This is a genomic window from Neobacillus terrae (genome assembly GCF_011393025.1).
GTDB lineage: Bacteria > Bacillota > Bacilli > Bacillales > Cytobacillaceae > Neobacillus_A > Neobacillus_A terrae.
The window spans coordinates 13,341-31,752 of the sequence record NZ_JAAOEO010000002.1; the positions used below are offsets into that span (position 1 = coordinate 13,341).

An 18,412-nucleotide genomic window follows, 5' to 3' on the forward strand; every position below is an offset into this window, starting at 1 on the left:
GCAAAGAAAAAACCGTTACTCTTTTATTTGCTGCAAAGGATCCTATTTTTAACCACGCCCAGGTTCTTAAAGAGGAACTGAACAGAAGGCTGGATTCCTGATGAAAACACTTTATTAAAGTTCTTTTTCTAAGAGGGGTTCTAGAGGACATTTAAATGGACCCTTTATGGGATTTCTTCCAATAGAGGCGGTATAACGGACATTTTGGTGGTCCCTTTATGAAGTGGTATCCCAGAGAGGGCCTCGACATTTTACCAGTCAACTAGAGAGGATTTAGTCATTGAGCGTGCTTCTAAAATACATTCTTCTTGAAGCTCTGCCCGCTTTTGTTACTCAGCAATGCTCCGGATCTTTATATTATTCTAAAAATCAAAAAGGCTGTCTCGCTTAAACCCGAGACAGCCTTTTGCATTTACCCGTTATCGGCTTTTTTACTTAATTTCTCCCATTCGCTTAAATGTACCACATGCATATCCGGCCTTGGTTTCCCATCAATCAAAGCCAAATACTCGAGTGAATTTCCATTAGGATCCTTAAAATAATAGGCGGCAGCTGGCATCCAAGGATGCACGACTGGTTCTGTTTCATCCAGCCCAAAGGAAGAGACGACGGAGATGCCTCTTGCTCCCAGGAAACCAGGCACCTTCAGCAGCTCTTCAAGGGAAACATAAAAGGCGAAGTGTGATCGGAAAAATTCTTCTTCTGGAACCTCCCACACACCCAGCATTTGTTCTTTAATTCCTGGATCACCAAGCCAAAAGAAAGCTACTCTTCTTTCCTCAATTAAATGAGCTAGTTCAAGGCCAAGCCTTTTATAAAATTCTACTGCAGTTTCCAAGTTCGACGTATTTACATGTGTTTCATATAACTTTGCATTTCTCATAATAATCCCCCTCCTGGTAATATATTTATTATAAAAGACAAAAGACAGCCAAGCATTCTCCTTTCGAAGGAACATTTCTACACCAAAGGTCTGAATTTTTTCAATGAAAACCTGTGATACTTTTTGTACATATTGAATAGATTTATAACTATAAGGCTAGTATTAATAATTTTATACCAGTTATTTATTTAAAATTATTATAGATAAGTATTGATTTTTAATTGATAGATGTTATCATTGGGTTTATAGAAGGAAATTAGATAAAAGAGGAGATGTTAAAATGACGAATAACGATCAAAAGCTTACAACAAGCTGGGGAGCACCTGTCGGGGATAATCAAAATTCAATGACTGCTGGTTCACAGGGTCCGACTTTAATTCAGGATGTTCACCTTCTTGAAAAACTTGCCCATTTTAACAGAGAGCGTGTTCCTGAAAGAGTTGTACATGCTAAAGGTGCCGGTGCACATGGTTATTTTGAAGTAACGAACGATGTTTCCAAATATACAAAAGCAAACTTCTTATCCCAGGTAGGAAAACGTACACCATTGTTTGTCCGATTCTCAACTGTAGCAGGTGAAAACGGTTCAGCTGATTCTGTACGGGATCCACGAGGCTTTGCTGTAAAGTTTTATACTGAAGAAGGAAACTATGACCTTGTTGGCAACAATACACCCGTGTTTTTTATTCGTGATGCGATTAAATTCCCAGATTTTATACATACACAGAAGCGTCACCCGGTCACTCATTTAAAGAATCCTACAGCGATTTGGGATTTCTGGTCTTTATCACCTGAATCACTTCATCAGGTAACGATTCTTATGTCAGATAGGGGAATTCCGGCAACCTATCGCCATATGCATGGTTTTGGAAGCCATACCTTCAAATGGGTTAACGCTGAAGGTGATGGAGTTTGGGTGAAATACCATTTTAAGACTGAGCAGGGCATTAAAAACCTGACAGAGGAAGTCGGAACTCGTATTGCTGGAGAAAATCCTGATTATCATACACAGGATTTGTTTAATGCCATTGAAAAAGGTGATTTCCCGGCCTGGAAGCTGTATGTTCAAATCATGCCGCTGGAGGATGCGAATACGTACCGCTTTGATCCATTTGATGTAACGAAGGTTTGGTCTCAAAAGGATTATCCGTTAGTAGAAGTAGGACGTATGGTACTTAACAAGAATCCGGAAAATTACTTTGCGGAAGTAGAACAGGCTACATTCTCACCAGGAACCTTGGTGCCAGGTATTGATGTATCACCGGATAAAATGCTTCAAGGACGTTTGTTCGCCTATCATGATGCCCACCGCTATCGTGTTGGGGCAAATCATCAGGCGCTTCCAATCAACCGTCCGCGAAATGAGGTAAATAATTATCAGCGTGATGGACAAATGAGGTTTGATAATAATGGCGGGGGAGCTGTTTATTATGAACCAAACAGCTTTGGAGGGCCAAAAGAAACACCAGAAAATAAACAGGCACCATTCGCAGTAACTGGTGCAGCTGACAGCGTTGGATACGATCATAATGATCATTATACACAGGCAGGAGATTTATACAGGCTGCTGGGTGAAGAGGAAAGAGAGCGCCTTGTTAACAATATTGTTGGCGCTATGAAGCCGGTGGAAAGTGAAGAAATTAAACTTCGCCAGGTACTGCACTTCTTTAAAGCAGATCCAGACTACGGAACTCGTATTGCAAATGGATTGGGGCTTGCATTGCCTCAGGAAGTTTAAAGATTATAAGGAAAAGCCGTTCCACATGAGAACGGCTTTTCTTTATAATTGTCTAGCTTCTGTGTCTGCACATTTCTGATTTAGTTAGCTATTTTTATAGATGGATTTAATGGTTCGGTTTCAGTAACTGTTTGTGGATGGAATTCATTTTCGGTTTTAGCAATTACTACAGTTGCAACCCCATTACCAATAAGGTTTGTAATGGCACGTGCTTCAGACATAAAGCGGTCAACACCTAGAAGCAGGGCAATACCTTCAACTGGAATGCTTGGGAATGCAGCTAAAGTAGCAGCAAGTGTGATAAAGCCAGAACCGGTTACGCCTGCAGCGCCCTTAGATGTAAGCATTAGGATACCCATCAGAGTAAGTTGCTGCCATATAGACATATCAACACCATAAGCCTGTGCGATAAACATAGCCGCCATTGATAGATAGATAGCAGTTCCGTCAAGGTTGAAGGAGTAGCCTGTTGGAACAACTAACCCTACCACTGACTTCGAACATCCATATTTCTCAAGTCGCTCCATCATTTTTGGTAATGCAGATTCAGATGATGAAGTACCCAAAACAAGCAGAATTTCTTCTTTAATATAAGCGATAAACTTTAAGATATTAAACTTGTAGAACTTTGCTACTGCTCCCAAAACAACTATGATAAACAAGGCCATTGTAATATAAACGGAGCCCATTAATTTTCCAAGTGAAAGCAGCGAAGCTACGCCGAACTTTCCGATTGTAAAAGACATCGCACCATAAGCAGCGATTGGTGAAAATTTCATAACCATGTTTGTAATTCCGAAGAATACATCTGCCAGTTTTTCAAAAAGTGTAACAACAGGTTTCCCTTTCTCGCCCATAGCGGCAAGTGCAAATCCAAACAAAACTGCAAAAAAGAGAATAGGAAGCAATTCGCCTTTTGCCATAGCCGCAATGATATTATCTGGAATGATATTCATAAAGAATTCAACTGCTCCGTGGCTCGCTGCTTTTGCCTGCTCAGTATATTGTGAGATATCTCCGCCCTTAGCTCCAGCAGTATTGAACCCTTGACCAGGCTTAATGACATTCACAATAAGAAGACCTATTGCAAGAGCAAATGTCGTAACAATCTCAAAGTACAGCAAGGCTTTTCCCCCGATTCGCCCTACCTTTTTCATATCTCCCATACTTCCGATTCCTATTACGACAGTAAAGAATACGATTGGCGCAATAACCATTTTGATTAATTTAATAAATGCATCTGCAAGAAGCTTTAGTGAATCGGCCCACTGAGGAAAGATAATTCCTGTGATGATACCAAGAACGATTGCAATAAGAACGCGCACCGTAAGATTATTTAGTGCTTTTTTCATTTAAAGTCCCCCTTTGTCTGATTTGGTAACGCTTTCATCCCTTTCTTTAATATTAGCCAAATATTTAGAAAAGTCGTGTTTTAGGTGCTATTGTTCGTTTTGTTCATTTTGGTCATGGGAAATTTTTAAATAAAGGCGTGTATAAACTTATGGGTGATTTTGCAATATGTTGATTGTTCCGCAGCGCAAAACTCCAGCGGGGGGAGACCCCACAGTCGTAAAGAGCGGAGGAGAAAGAGGAATGGAAGTTCCTTGTTCAGCCTCGACAAGCGATGGAGGGCCTGAAGATGAAGTCGTTCTTTTACTTCAACGTCTGGTACTGAAGCTTCCTCGTGGGGCTAGGTGATCCGCCCGCGGAAAGCGAGCTCCGGAAGCAAAAATCAACAGAACAGATAAAAAAGAGGGGAAATCCCCCTCTTTGTGCTATTTAGTATTCTGTATTTTTTTTATTAAGTCATTGCTTTTCTCATCGTTAAAATCACGATAGAGAGGATGGAAAACCTTCATCCATTCCTTTTTTTCATCATTGCTTAAAGAATGAATCTGTATAGGTGAACTATCTTTAATTTCTTTAAGCTGTATAGTGTTCATTTTCGTAGATTCATGTAAAATCCAAACAGTAGTTTCCTCCATAGCATTCTGAATCTCGTCTTGAATCTCAGGGGGGAGGCTTTTCCAAAACTTTTGATTGATAATTACGATATATCCTAGATATCCATGATTGCTGATAGTCATATATTTCTGGAGCTTATAAATCCTTTTAGAGTAGATATTAGATATAGAATTTTCCTGTCCATCAACCTTGTGATTTTCCAGAGATTGATAAACCTCGTTAAACGAAGTAACGACAGGTTTAGCGTGCAGTAGGTTAAATTGTTCTGTAATCACTTTGCCAGGCATTACCCTGAAAGATTGACCTTTAAAATCAGAAGGGTGAATAAGAGGCGTTTGGCTTGAAGTCATTTGCTTAAATCCATTACTCCAGAAAGCCATTCCCTTGATTTGCTGCTGGTCCACCATACCTAGAAGCTGACGGCCGACCTGGCCGGTGAAAATAGCTTTTACATGCCGGTCATCCCGGAAAATAAATGGCAGATCTAGCACCTCGAGGCTCGGGACAATATCTGTCAGTTTAGAATAAGAGGGAGCAATCATTTGAATTTTCCCATCCTGAAGAGCTTTAAGCTCATCAGTGTCAGAGTAAAGAATCCCATTAGGATAAACTTCTACTCTAACTTTTCCGTGAGTCTTTTTCTGGACGAGCTCAGCAAATTTCTGAGCAGCAAGACCTTTAGGGGTATTTTCAGCAACTACATGGCTGAAACGAATAACTACTTGATCTTTTAATCCTTTTTGCTCATCGTCTGCCGGGATTTTACTGCGGTCAAAAAAAACCTCCGTACTGTTCATTACAAATATTATAAGAAGAGATAAAATTAGGCATGATGAGAGAATATACCATTTCATTCTAGAAAACTCCAATTCTCAATTACTATCTTTATAAAAGTATAAAATTGCACTAGGATGATTTCTTTTTTCAAATTCATAATATCACTTTTTCTATTAAATGATTTAAGAAATCAGCTGGGATTGCTACAATATAGTAAAAAAGATTTTTATACTGGCGGTTGAGCGCATTGAAAATAAATCTTGGCAGAATGCCAATCCACTGGAAGATTACGATTTTAACATTTTTTATTGTTTTCGTTACTTTGCTTCTCCTGGGCCTTTTTCTAGTAAATGAATTTATCCAGTCAAATGAAAACGAATTGAAGGAAAGGGCCATGATTACAGCCAGGAATGTGTCGGAGCTTCCTGGAGTTCTGCCCAATATGTTTAATTCGGGGAAGCCGTCGGCATCACTAAATAACATAGTTGAAAAAATAAGAATGAATAACAAAGCAGAGTATATTGTGATTTTAAATATGGATCATGAAAGGCTGACACATCCGCTTCCTCAGATGAGAGGCACCATTTCAAAAGGAGAGGATGAAGGCCCGGCATTTGCGGAAAGCTCATATACCTCTAAGGCGAGAGGTGAAATAGGGACGGTAATTCGCGCTTTTGTACCCATCATGGATAAGGACCATCAGCAGGCGGGAGTTGTTATCGCAGGGTATCGTCTTCCAAGTGTTTGGGAAACCCTTCTATCAATAAAAAAAGAGCTGCTTTTAATAGGTGGAATGTGCCTGTTTCTTGGAGGGTGGGGGGCTTGGCTCCTGGCAGCACAGATTAAGAAGCAAATGTTTTATCTGGAGCCATATGAAATTGCCAGACTAGTAACAGAAAGAACGGAAACCTTCAACGCTATGCATGAAGGTATTATTGCTATCGACAGCAATGAAAAAATTACTCTCTTTAACCGCAAAGCCTATGAAATTTTAGGAATTACAGGAAATGTTATTAGCATGCCGATCAGAGAGATTTTGCCTGATACTTATCTGCCGGAAATACTTGAATACAATAAGGGTATTTATAATAAAGATCTTTATATTAATAACAGGACAATAATCAGCAACCGTTTCCCGATTATTGTCAATGAAGAGACAATTGGCGCAATTGCTGTTTTCCAGGATAGTACTGAAGTAAGAAAGCTTGCAGAAGAACTTACTGGAGTAAAAGCGTTTGTCAGTGCACTTCGGGCTCAGACTCACGAATATCTGAACAAGCTTCATACGATTGCGGGTCTTATTCAGCTGGGGAAAAATGAAACGGCGCTCGAATATGTTTTTGATGTCTCGGAAACACATGGAGAAATAACTAGATTTCTAAGTAAAAATATAAAGAATGACAGTATTTCTGGTCTCCTTTTAAGTAAGATTTCGAGAGGGAAGGAGCTTGGTATTCTAGTGTCAATTGACCGAAGCAGCATTCTGCAGCAGCTTCCGGATACTTTAGATCATCATGATCTTGTATTGATTCTTGGCAATCTGATTGAAAATGCCTTTGATTCTTTTAAAAGTATGGACAGCGGGGAGAACGAGATTTATCTGAGCATTCAACAAACCGACGAATTTTTATCTATATTGGCTGAAGATAATGGCTGTGGAATTTCAGAGCAGGACCTTCCGCATATTTTTGAATACGGCTTTTCTTCAAAAAGGGCAGAGGGCCATGGAATTGGCTTGTTCCTTATTAAGCAGATTATCGAAAAGGGGAGAGGGGATGTCCATGTGGACTCGACCGTTAACCGGGGAACAGCCTTCACGATTACCTTCCCCATGAAAATAGGAGGCACTTATGATTGATGTAGTTTTGATTGAAGATGATCCAATGGTTCAGGAGGTTAACCGGCAATTTGTGAGTATGGTTGAGGGATTTCAGGTCACAGGTATTGCTTCAAATGGTAAAGAAGGTATGGAGCTAATAAAGTCCAAAAGACCTGATTTAGTTTTAATCGATGTGTATATGCCTAATCTAAATGGACTCGAAACAATGACACTCCTTAGGGCTGAACAAATTTCAGTGGACGTCATTGCGATTACCGCTGCCAGTGATATAGAAACCGTAAAGGCATTCCTTCAGAATGGGGCTTTTGATTATATCATGAAGCCCTTCAAGTTTGATCGATTGAAAATGGCTCTTAAAAATTACAGAAACTACAATGAAAAAATAAACAGGCTTGAAAATGTGTCCCAAAAAGAATTAGATGCATTGCTCCTTACACTGCCGCAGGAGAATTCAGCCCCAAATCAGCTGCCAAAAGGTCTGCATGAGGTTACTTTTAAAAAAATTTATGCTCATTTAAAAAATACCAAAGCTCCCCTGTCAGCTGAGGAGGTAGCGGATGAAATTGGGATTGCCAGGGTCACAGCGAGAAGGTACCTGGAATACTTAGAAGGCAGCGGGCAGGTCATCCTTGATGTGACATACGGAGGGATAGGCCGGCCCATTAACAGATATATCATAAAAGGATAATGGCTTGCATATTCTTTTGCAGAGGATTATATTAAAAAGAAATAAAGATGATTCATAATCGAACGTTTTAAGTAAAAACATCTTGAATGTTCGTAATTTGGTTTGACATTACCCGTTTTAGATTGCTATGATAGTATTAATCAAATAATTTGTACCTCGTATAATAATGGGAATATGGCCCATGAGTCTCTACCCGGCTGCCGTAAATAGCCGGACTATGAGGGAGAGTTTTTCTATTCTGCATATAAGCTGTATGCATAGGCTTGTTTATTTGCATACTTTTTCTATTGCCCGGAATGGTTGCTTTCTCTTATAGAGAAGACAATCCATTTCGGGCTTTTTTATTTTAAAGCTGTGTTACGGATAATGTTGGTTTTTTGATTATATATCGTGAGTGAAAATCCACAGAGACGTTTAACATAGCCATAATTAAAGGGAGAGTGGAAGTTTTGCCGGATGTTTCAGTCATTATGGGCAGCAAATCAGATTGGGAGACTATGAAAAATACATGCTTAATATTGGAAAAGCTTCATATTGAGTATGAAAAAAAAGTGATTTCAGCTCATAGAACTCCTTCTTATATGTTTGACTATGCTGAAAAGGCGAGAGAAAAAGGCATTAAAGTTATTATCGCCGGAGCCGGTGGTGCCGCACATTTGCCGGGGATGGTTGCTGCTCTCACTACCTTGCCGGTAATCGGAGTTCCGGTTCAGTCAAAAGCATTAAACGGTCTGGATTCTCTGTTATCCATTGTACAAATGCCCGGCGGGATTCCGGTAGCAACAACAGCCATTGGAAAAGCAGGAGCTGAAAATGCAGGGTATTTGGCGGCTCAGATATTGGGTGCTTTTGATTCAAATGTGGCAGCCAGAATATCTGAAGTCAGAGAAGAAATGAAAAGCAAAGTAATGGAAAGCGGTGAGGAGCTTGTCTAATAAAGTGATTCTACCAGGACAAACAATTGGGATAATCGGCGGTGGCCAGCTTGGCAGAATGATGGCACTGGCTGCTAAAGCACAGGGGTTTCGAATAGCTGTTCTTGATCCGGAGGAGAATTCACCATGCGGCCAGGTTGCTGACATCGAAGTTACAGGCGGGTATAACGATATGGAGGCAATTCGCACGCTGGCAGAAATTAGCGACGTTATTACATATGAATTTGAAAATATAGATGCTGAAGCACTTAATTGGCTTTGTCAAAATGCCTATGTTCCCCAGGGAGAAAGAGTATTGAAAATTACTCAGGACAGGCTGAACGAAAAACAAGCAATCCTCGAGGCGGGCCTTTATCCTGTTCCATTCGAAAGAGTGGATGAAGAGGAGGAATTGGGACAGAAAATAAATAGAATCGGTGGTTTTCCAGCGGTTTTAAAAACCGCAAAAGGAGGCTACGACGGAAAAGGCCAATATGTTATCAGGCGTGAAGATGATATAGAAAATGCATTAATACTACTGGCACATGGATCATGTGTACTTGAAAAATGGATTGAGTTTGAAAAGGAAATATCAATAATCGTTACTAGAAAAATAGATGGAGAGATGAAATTCTTCCCTGCCGCTGAAAATGTCCACAAAAATAATATTCTGCATAAAACCATTGTGCCTGCTCTAATTTCGGATGACACAGAGCATAAAGCCAAAAGAATGGCTGGCAGGCTTGCTGATTATCTTGAGCTGGTCGGGACCCTGGCTGTTGAAATGTTTGTTGGAAAAGATGGTGAACTTTATATAAATGAAATGGCTCCACGCCCACATAATTCTGGCCACTATACCATTGAGGCCTGTGAAACATCTCAGTTTGAGCAGCATATCCGTGCTCTTTGCAGCTGGGAATTGGGAAGTACAGAGCTTTTAAAACCGGCAGTTATGTATAACATATTAGGCCAGCATCTTGAACCCCTTTTGGAAACGATCCCTGCACCGGCAGATTGGAAGATTCATTTATATGGAAAAAAAGAGCCTAGAGAAAATCGGAAAATGGGTCATATCACCATTTTAGAAGAATCTCTAGAAAAGGCAGAGGCGTCCGCCGCAGTAAGTCTGATTTGGAATGAAAAAAAAGCAGAAGGGATGAAGTTGGCATGAACAAAGGTGAGCTTTTATACGAAGGAAAAGCAAAGAGAATCTATTCCACCGAGGATGAAGGCATAGTATGGGTTGAATATAAAGACTCAGCGACTGCTTTCAATGGTGAAAAAAAAGCGAGTATTGCAGGTAAGGGCATGCTGAATAACCAGATTACTAGTTTGCTATTTTCAATGCTTAACGACAAAGGTGTTAAATCCCACTTTATCAGCAAGTTATCTGAAACAGAACAGCTGGTAAAACGGGTGAAAATCATCCCTCTTGAGGTAGTAGTTCGAAATCTGGCTGCCGGCAGCCTTTCAAAGCGGCTTGGAATTCCAGAGGGAAAAGCTTTCACCAGGCCAATGGTTGAGTTTTATTACAAAAACGATGATCTTGGTGACCCAATACTGACAGAGGACCATATCAGAGAAATGGAATTAGCCACACCTGAAGAATTAAAGGAACTTAAGGATAAAGCTTTGGAAGTAAACTCGGTTTTATCACTGTATTTTAAAGAACTTGGTATTCGTCTTGTTGATTTTAAACTTGAATTTGGGATAGACCAGAACGGCAATATTCTTCTAGCAGACGAAATTTCACCTGATACATGCAGGCTTTGGGATATAGCTACCAATGAAAAGCTGGATAAGGATGTTTTCCGCCGGGATTTAGGAAGCCTTACAGAAGCATATACAAAAATTTTGATGAAAGTGGAGGGCAAGCAGCATGTATAAAGTAAAAGTTTATGTAACTTTAAGGGAAAGTGTATTGGATCCACAGGGTGAAGCTGTTAAAAATGCTCTTCACTCCATGAATTACGGAGAAGTTGGAAGCGTTCGAATCGGTAAATATATGGAGCTTGAAATTGAAAAAGGCAGCAAAGAAGTTGAGGAAACAGTTAATGAAATCTGCAGCCGTCTTCTATCTAATCCTGTAATTGAGAATTATCGTTATGAAATTGAGGAGTGTGTGGCCCTGTGAAATTTGCTGTGATAGTTTTTCCAGGATCCAATTGCGACCTTGATATGTTTCATGCCATTAAGGATGAATTAGGTGAAGAGGCAGATTATATTTTTCATGACAGTGAAAGTCTTGATGGCTATGATGCCATCCTTCTTCCAGGTGGTTTTTCTTACGGAGACTATCTTCGAACAGGTTCCATTGCCCGTTTTAGCAATGTAATGAAGGAAATTATCAAGGCAGCTGATGCAGGAAAGCCTATTCTGGGTGTTTGCAATGGATTTCAAATCCTCCTCGAGACAGGCCTTCTTCCTGGCGCTATGCTTCGCAATGAAAATATGAAGTTTATTTGCCAGGATGTCCAATTGAAAGTACAAAACAATGAAACGTTATTTACCACGGGGTATGAAAATGGAGAAATTATCACAATTCCTATTGCTCATGGTGAGGGCAATTACTTTTGCGACACAGACACCTTAAAGGAACTTAAAAATAACAAGCAGATTGTTTTTTCATATGAAGGTGTAAATCCCAATGGCAGCATTGAAAATATCGCTGGCATTACGAATAGAAAAGGCAATGTACTGGGGATGATGCCACATCCTGAGAGAGCAGTAGATTCTTTGCTTGGAGGAGCAGATGGCTTAAAGCTCTTCAAATCAATCGTCAAAAACTGGAGGGAAGCAAATGTTATTAAAGCTTGAGCCAAGTCCGGAGCAGATTAAAGCAGACCGTCTTTATCGTGATATGGGTTTATCTGATCAGGAGTTTTCGATGATTGAAAGAATCATAGGAAGATTGCCTAATTTTACGGAGACAGGACTATTTTCAGTAATGTGGTCAGAACACTGCAGTTATAAAAATTCCAAACCTGTTTTAAAAAGATTTCCAACAACTGGTGAGAGGGTACTCCAGGGGCCAGGTGAGGGTGCAGGAATCGTTGATATCGGGGACGGTCAGGCAGTTGTTTTTAAAATTGAAAGCCATAATCACCCTTCGGCAATTGAGCCCTATCAGGGGGCGGCAACAGGTGTAGGAGGAATTATCCGAGATGTCTTTTCCATGGGTGCAAGACCTATAGCCATTCTTAACTCTCTGCGTTTCGGGGAGCTTGATAACGAAAGAGTAAAATATCTTTTTAAAGAAATAGTTGCCGGAATCGCTGGTTATGGTAACTGCATCGGTATCCCAACTGTTGGAGGAGAAATACAATTCGACGCTTCCTACGAAGGGAATCCTTTGGTAAATGCCATGTGTGTTGGATTAATCGACCACGATAGCATTAAAAAAGGCCAGGCACATGGCGCGGGAAATACCGTTATGTATGTTGGGGCCAAAACCGGCAGAGATGGAATCCATGGTGCCACTTTTGCTTCAGAAGAACTGACTGAGAAATCGGAAGAGAAAAGACCAGCCGTACAGGTTGGCGATCCATTTATGGAAAAGCTCCTTTTGGAAGCTTGTCTTGAGGCAGTTAAGTCAGACGCTTTAGTCGGAATTCAGGACATGGGAGCAGCAGGGCTAACCAGCTCCTCAGCCGAAATGGCCAGCAAAGCAGGCATGGGAATAGAAATGAATCTGGACCTTATTCCGCAGCGTGAAACTGGTATGACTCCATATGAAATGATGCTGTCAGAATCCCAGGAACGCATGCTTTTGGTGGTGGAAGCAGGAAGAGGGAAGGAAATTAGCGATATCTTTTTAAAATATGGATTGGAAGCTGTCAGGGTTGGGCAGGTAACAGAGGATAAAATGCTCAGACTCCTTCATCACGGTGAGGTAGTAGCTGATGTACCAGCGGATGCACTTGCTGAAGAAGCTCCTGTATATCATAAGCCTTCCTCAGAACCAAAGTATTTCCGTGATTTCCAAAGTATCGGAGAAGCGATTCCTTCTGTTGAAAATTATAAGGATACATTTCTGAAGCTATTGGCACAGCCAACCATTGCAAGCAAAGAGTGGGTTTACAGCCAATATGATTATATGGTCCGGACCAGTACCGTTGTATCCCCTGGTTCTGATGCAGCCGTTGTACGCATCCGCGGCACAAGAAAGGCATTGGCTATGACAACGGATTGTAACTCCCGTTATTTATATCTTGACCCTGAAATGGGAGGGAAAATAGCCGTTGCAGAAGCAGCAAGGAATATCGTCTGCTCAGGTGCAGAGCCGCTTGCGATTACTGACTGCCTGAACTTCGGTAATCCAGAAAAGCCTGAAATTTTCTGGCAGATTGAAAAAGCCGCGGATGGAATTAGTGAGGCATGCCGTACCCTTGCTACTCCGGTCATTGGAGGGAATGTATCTCTTTATAATGAAACAAATGGAACAGCGGTTTATCCAACACCCGTTATTGGAATGGTCGGCCTTGTGGAGGACATTAACCATATAACAACTCAAAGCTTTAAAAATGCAGGGGACCTTATTTATTTAATAGGTGAAACTGCAGCTGAATTTGGAGGAAGCGAGCTGCAAAAGCTTACTACCGGCAGGATTTATGGAAAGTCGCCAGCTATAAATTTGGAAAAAGAACAGCAAAGACAGTCAGAAATTCTAGCAGCGATCCGCTCAGGGCTTATTTCCTCGGCACATGATCTTTCAGAGGGCGGCTTGTCTATTGCACTGGCTGAATGCCTAATGGGAACAAAGGGGCTTGGAGTGAAGGTCCAGATTGAAGGGGATCCTGTCACTAATCTTTTCAGTGAAACTCAATCACGATACCTTTTATCTGTCAAAAAAGAACACCAATCTAAAATAGAGGCAATGATTGAGGATTGCGTACTGATTGGTGAAGTAAACGACTCTGCAGCTCTTGCAGTCTTCTCGGGAGACCAGGAACTGATTAAAGCGGACGTTAAAGACCTTGAAACAATCTGGAAAGGGGCTATCCCATGCTTGCTGAAATAAAGGGTTTAAATGAGGAATGCGGCATATTCGGTATCTGGGGACATCCTGATGCTGCGCAAATTACGTATTATGGACTTCACAGCCTGCAGCACAGGGGGCAGGAAGGAACAGGCATGGCTGTTTCCGATGGAGAGCAGCTGAAAGGCTATAAAGATGAGGGGCTTGTGACAGAGGTTTTTACCCAAGAGGCACTTCAGGGATTAACCGGAAAAGCTTGTATAGGGCACGTGCGTTATGCCACGGCAGGCGGAAGCGGCTATGAAAATGTCCAGCCGCTGCTATTCCGCTCTCAAAGTGGAAGCCTTGCCCTTGCCCATAACGGGAACCTTGTAAATGCTAATTCCTTAAAACATCAGCTTGAAGCACAGGGAAGTATTTTTCAGACTAGTTCAGACACAGAGGTTCTCGCACATTTAATTAAAAGAAGCGGATTTTACGAAATAAAGGATAGGGTTAAAAACGCCCTTACAATGTTAAAGGGTGCTTATGCATTTCTTATTATGACGGAGAAAGAAATGCTTGTGGCACTCGATCCAAACGGTCTGCGTCCGTTATCTTTGGGTAAATTAGGTGATGCATATGTAGTTGCATCAGAAACCTGCGCCTTTGATATTGTTGGTGCAGAGTTTGTTCGGGATGTGATTCCTGGTGAGCTGTTGATTATTTCTGATGAAGGGATTAAATCAGAGTTCTTCTCCATGAACACTACAAGAGCAATTTGTACGATGGAATATATTTATTTTTCCAGGCCGGACAGCAATATTCATGGGATAAATGTCCATACAGCCAGAAAGAATCTTGGAAAACGGCTGGCTGAAGAAGTGTCAATCGAAGCAGATGTCGTGACCGGGGTTCCGGATTCAAGTATTTCAGTCGCAATTGGCTATGCGGAAGCAACCGGAATTCCTTACGAATTGGGGCTTATTAAGAACCGTTATGTAGGCCGAACCTTTATTCAGCCATCTCAGTCACTGAGAGAGCAAGGGGTAAAAATGAAGCTTTCTCCTGTAAGGGGAGTGGTCGAGGGCAAAAGAGTCATCATGGTAGATGATTCCATTGTCCGCGGTACTACAAGCAGGCGTATTGTCTCTATGCTAAAAGAGGCAGGAGCATTGGAGGTACATGTTGTTATCAGTTCACCGCCTATTAAAAATCCTTGTTTTTATGGAATTGACACCTCCACAAAGGAAGAGCTAATCGCCTCAAGACATTCAGTTGAGGAACTACGGGAAATCATTGGAGCAGACTCTTTAACCTTTTTAAGTGTAGAAGGAATGCTTGAAGCAATCGGGCATCAAGGCGAGGGCAGTTCATGCGGACAGTGCCTTGCTTGTTTTACAGGCAACTATCCAACAGAAATCTATCCAGAAACAATGGAAGTTCCAATTCAAAAGTGTTAATAAAGGGGTCCAGGAGGTCACAAAATGGCAAACGCATATAAACAGGCTGGGGTAGATATTGAAGCAGGCTATGAGGCGGTTTCAAGAATGAGAAAACATGTTAAAACAACCTGGCGCCCGGGATTAATGGGTGGCCTTGGGGGGTTTGGAGGAATGTTTGACCTTTCTGCACTTCATTTAAAGGAGCCAGTTTTGGTATCGGGTACTGATGGCGTAGGGACTAAACTGATGCTCGCATTTATGGCAGACAGACATGATACCATTGGGATTGATGCGGTTGCGATGTGTGTGAATGATATTGTGGTTCAGGGTGCCGAACCCTTATATTTTCTAGACTATATCGCATGCGGAAAAGCACTTCCAGAAAAGATAGAAATGATTATTAAAGGAGTTTCAGAAGGCTGTGTACAGGCAGGATGTGCTCTCGTTGGAGGAGAAACGGCAGAAATGCCGGGAATGTATGCTACAGAGGAATACGATCTTGCAGGCTTTGCTGTAGGCGCCTGTGAAAAATCAAAAATTATAACTGGAACTGATATTAACGAAGGAGACGTACTTATCGGCCTTTCATCGAGCGGGCTTCACAGCAATGGATTCTCCCTTGTGAGGAAAATTCTCCTTGAGGACGCTCAAATTGGTCTTAACAGTATGGTTGAAGAACTTGGCTGCACTCTTGCAGTGGAATTGCTAACACCTACCAAAATTTACGTAAAGCCAATTTTAACATCTTTAGAAAAGTTCAAAATTAAGGGAATGGCCCATATAACCGGCGGCGGATTTATAGAAAATATCCCCCGCATGCTTCCGGATGGTCTTGGAGCGGAAATTTATGAAGGCCAATGGCCAATTCAACCAATCTTTCATCTCCTGGAACAAAGAGGCCAACTGAAGAGGTCGGAAATGTACAATATTTTTAATATGGGAATTGGCATGGTAATAGCAGCAGCTCCTGAAGATGTTCCGAATCTAATAGCTCATTTTGAGCAGCATGGCGAGGCAGCATATAAGATTGGAATAGTTAAATCGGGCAAGGGCATAGATATTGGTGACATGCTATGAAAAAGATAGCAGTCTTTGCGTCAGGGAGCGGCAGCAACTTCCAGGCAATTGCCGATGCAGTCGTTTCCGGTAAACTGCAGGCTGAGTTAAAACTGCTTGTATGTGACCGGCCAGGCGCTCAGGTCATAAATCGAGCCCAAAAGCTGGGAATTGATCAATTTGTTTTTTTATCAAAAAACTATAGCAATAAGGAAGAATTTGAAAGGGAAATTCTAAAGCAGCTAAGAGAGCGGGAGATTGATTTTCTTATTCTGGCTGGATATATGAGATTAATAGGACCAACTCTTTTATCTGAATATCCGGAGAGAATTATCAATATCCACCCCTCTTTGCTCCCGGCTTTTCCTGGGAAAGATGCTATCGGCCAGGCGCTTGAAGCAGGTGCATCGAGAAGCGGTGTTACCATTCATTTTGTTGATGAAGGAATGGACACCGGGCCCGTTATCGCCCAGCAAACAATAGAAATTGGGTATAATGAAACCCGGGAAAGCTTACAGGAAAAAATACATAGCCTTGAACATCAGCTTTATCCTGTAACCTTACAAAAACTACTAACTAGTATATAGAGGAGTGTCATGATGAAGAAACGTGCATTAATAAGCGTATCGGATAAGGAAGGAATCATTGAATTTGCGGCTGGTCTGGAAAAACTGGGATTTGAAATACTTTCTACCGGCGGAACTAAAAAAACCCTTCAGGAGAATGGCATTTCCGTTAAAAGTGTAAGCGAAATAACTGGATTTCCGGAGATTTTGGAAGGGAGGGTAAAAACCCTTCATCCGATGATTCACGGGGGGCTTCTAGCAAAGGCGGATGATCCATCCCATAAGGAGCAGTTAAACGAGCATGGAATTGTTCCTATACAGATTGTTTGTGTAAATCTTTATCCTTTCAAAAAGACGATTGAGGTGCCAGGTACAACCTTTGAACAGGCAATCGAACAAATTGATATTGGCGGGCCTGCCATGCTAAGAGCTTCAGCTAAAAACCATAAATATGTAGCTGTTACAGTAGATCCCGCAGACTACCCTTCAATATTAGGTGAACTGAATGAGTACGGAGAGGTGCAGCCTGCAACGAAACAGAGATTAGCAGCGAAGGTTTTCAGACATACTGCCGCTTACGATGCTCTGATTGCTGAATATATGACAGGATTAACTTCTGAAGAAGCACCAGAAAAATTAACAGTTACGTATGAATTGAAGCAGGGGCTGCGATATGGCGAGAATCCGCACCAGAAAGCATCCTTCTACCAAAAGCCGCTAGGCTCATCTTTTTCGATTGCTAATGCGGAACAGCTTCATGGAAAAGAACTGTCTTACAATAATATTAATGATGCTGATACGGCCCTTAAAATTATTAAGGAATTCTCTGAACCTGCAGCTGTGGCTGTAAAGCACATGAATCCTTGCGGTGCGGGAACGGGAGAAACGATTTATGATGCCTTTACTAAAGCTTTTGCAGCAGATCCTGTTTCCATTTTTGGAGGTATTGTGGCATTAAATCGTGAGGTAGATCGTGAAACTGCTTCAAAACTGCACGAAATATTCCTTGAAATTATTATTGCACCCGGATTCTCGGAGGAAGCTCTCGAAATCTTAAAAGGAAAAAAGAATGTCCGCCTGCTGGCTATTCCTTTTGAGGGTGAACCGAAGAAAGAGATTCGCTTAACATCTATCGAAGGGGGCCTCCTAGTACAGGATAACGATGAATTCTCTATAAAGGATGCCGAAATCAAGGTAGCGACAAAAAGAGAACCGACTGAAGCTGAGTGGAAGGCTTTAGAGTTTGGCTGGAAAATGGTGAAGCATGTTAAGTCTAATGCAATCGTAGTTAATGGAGAAGATATGACTTACGGAATCGGCGCTGGCCAAATGAACCGTGTCGGTGCGGCAAAAATCGCCCTCGAACAAGCAGGTAAAAAAGCAAATGGAGCAGTTATAGCATCCGATGCATTTTTCCCAATGGATGACACAGTAGAAGCTGCAGCAAAAGCCGGGATTACAGCTATTATTCAGCCTGGCGGATCTATCCGCGACGAAGATTCCATCAAAAAAGCCGACGAATATGGTATTGCAATGGTATTAACCGGAATTCGACACTTTAGACATTAAAATAGCCATGGAGG

General features: G+C 41.5%; 17 protein-coding genes, 1 pseudogene and 1 riboswitch. Of the genes and pseudogenes, 15 read left to right on the plus strand and 3 right to left on the minus strand.

Annotated features, from left to right (window positions below; all coding sequences use genetic code 11):
• Positions 1–17 precede the first annotated feature (17 nt).
• Positions 18–101 (plus strand): annotated as a pseudogene (locus G8761_RS27795) (DUF488 domain-containing protein); the annotation flags it as partial.
• A 311-nt stretch (positions 102–412) separates the two neighbouring features.
• On the opposite strand, the gene G8761_RS02545 reads toward G8761_RS27795, so the two are convergent.
• Positions 413–883, minus strand: a complete 471-nt coding sequence (locus G8761_RS02545; RefSeq protein WP_166023362.1) for a VOC family protein — start codon at positions 881–883, stop codon at positions 413–415.
• Positions 884–1,163: 280 nt separating this feature from the next.
• Here G8761_RS02545 and katA point away from each other — a divergent pair, with 280 nt between their 5' ends.
• Positions 1,164–2,621, plus strand: a complete 1,458-nt coding sequence (gene katA, locus G8761_RS02550) for a catalase KatA (protein WP_166023363.1) — start codon at positions 1,164–1,166, stop codon at positions 2,619–2,621.
• 80 nt (positions 2,622–2,701) lie between these two features.
• On the opposite strand, the gene G8761_RS02555 is transcribed toward katA, so the two are convergent.
• A complete protein-coding gene (locus G8761_RS02555; protein WP_166023365.1) occupies positions 2,702–3,973 on the minus strand; it encodes a dicarboxylate/amino acid:cation symporter in 1,272 nt (423 codons plus the stop codon).
• Positions 3,974–4,139: 166 nt separating this feature from the next.
• Here G8761_RS02555 and G8761_RS02560 point away from each other — a divergent pair, with 166 nt between their 5' ends.
• The gene (locus tag G8761_RS02560) at positions 4,140–4,319 is read left to right on the plus strand and encodes a hypothetical protein (RefSeq protein ID WP_166023367.1); all 180 of its coding nucleotides are present in this window, start codon (positions 4,140–4,142) and stop codon (positions 4,317–4,319) included.
• A gap of 77 nt (positions 4,320–4,396) precedes the next feature.
• Here the strand turns inward: G8761_RS02560 and G8761_RS02565 are convergent, their stop codons facing one another.
• A complete protein-coding gene (locus G8761_RS02565) occupies positions 4,397–5,440 on the minus strand; it encodes a DctP family TRAP transporter solute-binding subunit (protein WP_166023369.1) in 1,044 nt (347 codons plus the stop codon).
• A 191-nt stretch (positions 5,441–5,631) separates the two neighbouring features.
• Here G8761_RS02565 and G8761_RS02570 point away from each other — a divergent pair, with 191 nt between their 5' ends.
• The 12 genes from G8761_RS02570 to purH all read left to right on the plus strand — a co-directional run bounded on the left by G8761_RS02570 (position 5,632) and on the right by purH (position 18,398).
• Entirely contained in the window at positions 5,632–7,221 is a 1,590-nt protein-coding gene (locus G8761_RS02570) for an ATP-binding protein (RefSeq protein ID WP_166024171.1), read from the plus strand.
• Positions 7,214–7,891: a response regulator gene (locus tag G8761_RS02575; RefSeq protein WP_166023371.1), complete on the plus strand. Its 678-nt coding sequence runs from the start codon at positions 7,214–7,216 to the stop codon at positions 7,889–7,891. Before G8761_RS02570 ends, G8761_RS02575 begins: the two co-directional genes overlap by 8 nt.
• A 136-nt stretch (positions 7,892–8,027) precedes the next feature.
• A riboswitch (purine riboswitch) is annotated at positions 8,028–8,129 on the plus strand.
• Positions 8,130–8,361: 232 nt separating this feature from the next.
• Positions 8,362–8,826 carry a 5-(carboxyamino)imidazole ribonucleotide mutase gene (purE, locus tag G8761_RS02580; RefSeq protein ID WP_166024173.1) on the plus strand — a complete coding sequence of 155 codons (465 nt, stop codon included), beginning with the start codon at positions 8,362–8,364 and terminating at the stop codon, positions 8,824–8,826.
• Complete coding sequence (gene purK / locus G8761_RS02585; RefSeq protein ID WP_166023373.1) at positions 8,819–9,976, plus strand: 5-(carboxyamino)imidazole ribonucleotide synthase; 1,158 nt, start codon at positions 8,819–8,821, stop codon at positions 9,974–9,976. Before purE ends, purK begins: the two co-directional genes overlap by 8 nt.
• Positions 9,973–10,692, plus strand: a complete 720-nt coding sequence (gene purC, locus G8761_RS02590) for a phosphoribosylaminoimidazolesuccinocarboxamide synthase (RefSeq protein ID WP_166023375.1) — start codon at positions 9,973–9,975, stop codon at positions 10,690–10,692. Before purK ends, purC begins: the two co-directional genes overlap by 4 nt.
• Positions 10,685–10,939 (plus strand): phosphoribosylformylglycinamidine synthase subunit PurS, encoded by a 255-nt coding sequence (gene purS / locus G8761_RS02595; protein ID WP_166023377.1) that lies wholly within the window; start codon positions 10,685–10,687, stop codon positions 10,937–10,939. The genes purC and purS overlap by 8 nt, the downstream gene beginning before the upstream one ends.
• Positions 10,936–11,622, plus strand: coding sequence for a phosphoribosylformylglycinamidine synthase subunit PurQ (purQ, locus tag G8761_RS02600; RefSeq protein WP_166023380.1), 687 nt, complete (start codon positions 10,936–10,938; stop codon positions 11,620–11,622). Before purS ends, purQ begins: the two co-directional genes overlap by 4 nt.
• On the plus strand, positions 11,606–13,825 hold the full coding sequence (gene purL / locus G8761_RS02605; protein WP_166023382.1) for a phosphoribosylformylglycinamidine synthase subunit PurL: 2,220 nt from the start codon (positions 11,606–11,608) through the stop codon (positions 13,823–13,825). The genes purQ and purL overlap by 17 nt, the downstream gene beginning before the upstream one ends.
• Positions 13,810–15,225 (plus strand): amidophosphoribosyltransferase, encoded by a 1,416-nt coding sequence (purF, locus tag G8761_RS02610; protein WP_166023384.1) that lies wholly within the window; start codon positions 13,810–13,812, stop codon positions 15,223–15,225. Before purL ends, purF begins: the two co-directional genes overlap by 16 nt.
• Positions 15,226–15,249: 24 nt before the next feature.
• A complete protein-coding gene (gene purM, locus G8761_RS02615) occupies positions 15,250–16,284 on the plus strand; it encodes a phosphoribosylformylglycinamidine cyclo-ligase (RefSeq protein WP_166023386.1) in 1,035 nt (344 codons plus the stop codon).
• Positions 16,281–16,850, plus strand: coding sequence for a phosphoribosylglycinamide formyltransferase (purN, locus tag G8761_RS02620; RefSeq protein WP_166023388.1), 570 nt, complete (start codon positions 16,281–16,283; stop codon positions 16,848–16,850). Before purM ends, purN begins: the two co-directional genes overlap by 4 nt.
• 12 nt (positions 16,851–16,862) lie before the next feature.
• Complete coding sequence (gene purH / locus G8761_RS02625; protein ID WP_166024175.1) at positions 16,863–18,398, plus strand: bifunctional phosphoribosylaminoimidazolecarboxamide formyltransferase/IMP cyclohydrolase; 1,536 nt, start codon at positions 16,863–16,865, stop codon at positions 18,396–18,398.
• Positions 18,399–18,412: the final 14 nt, after the last annotated feature.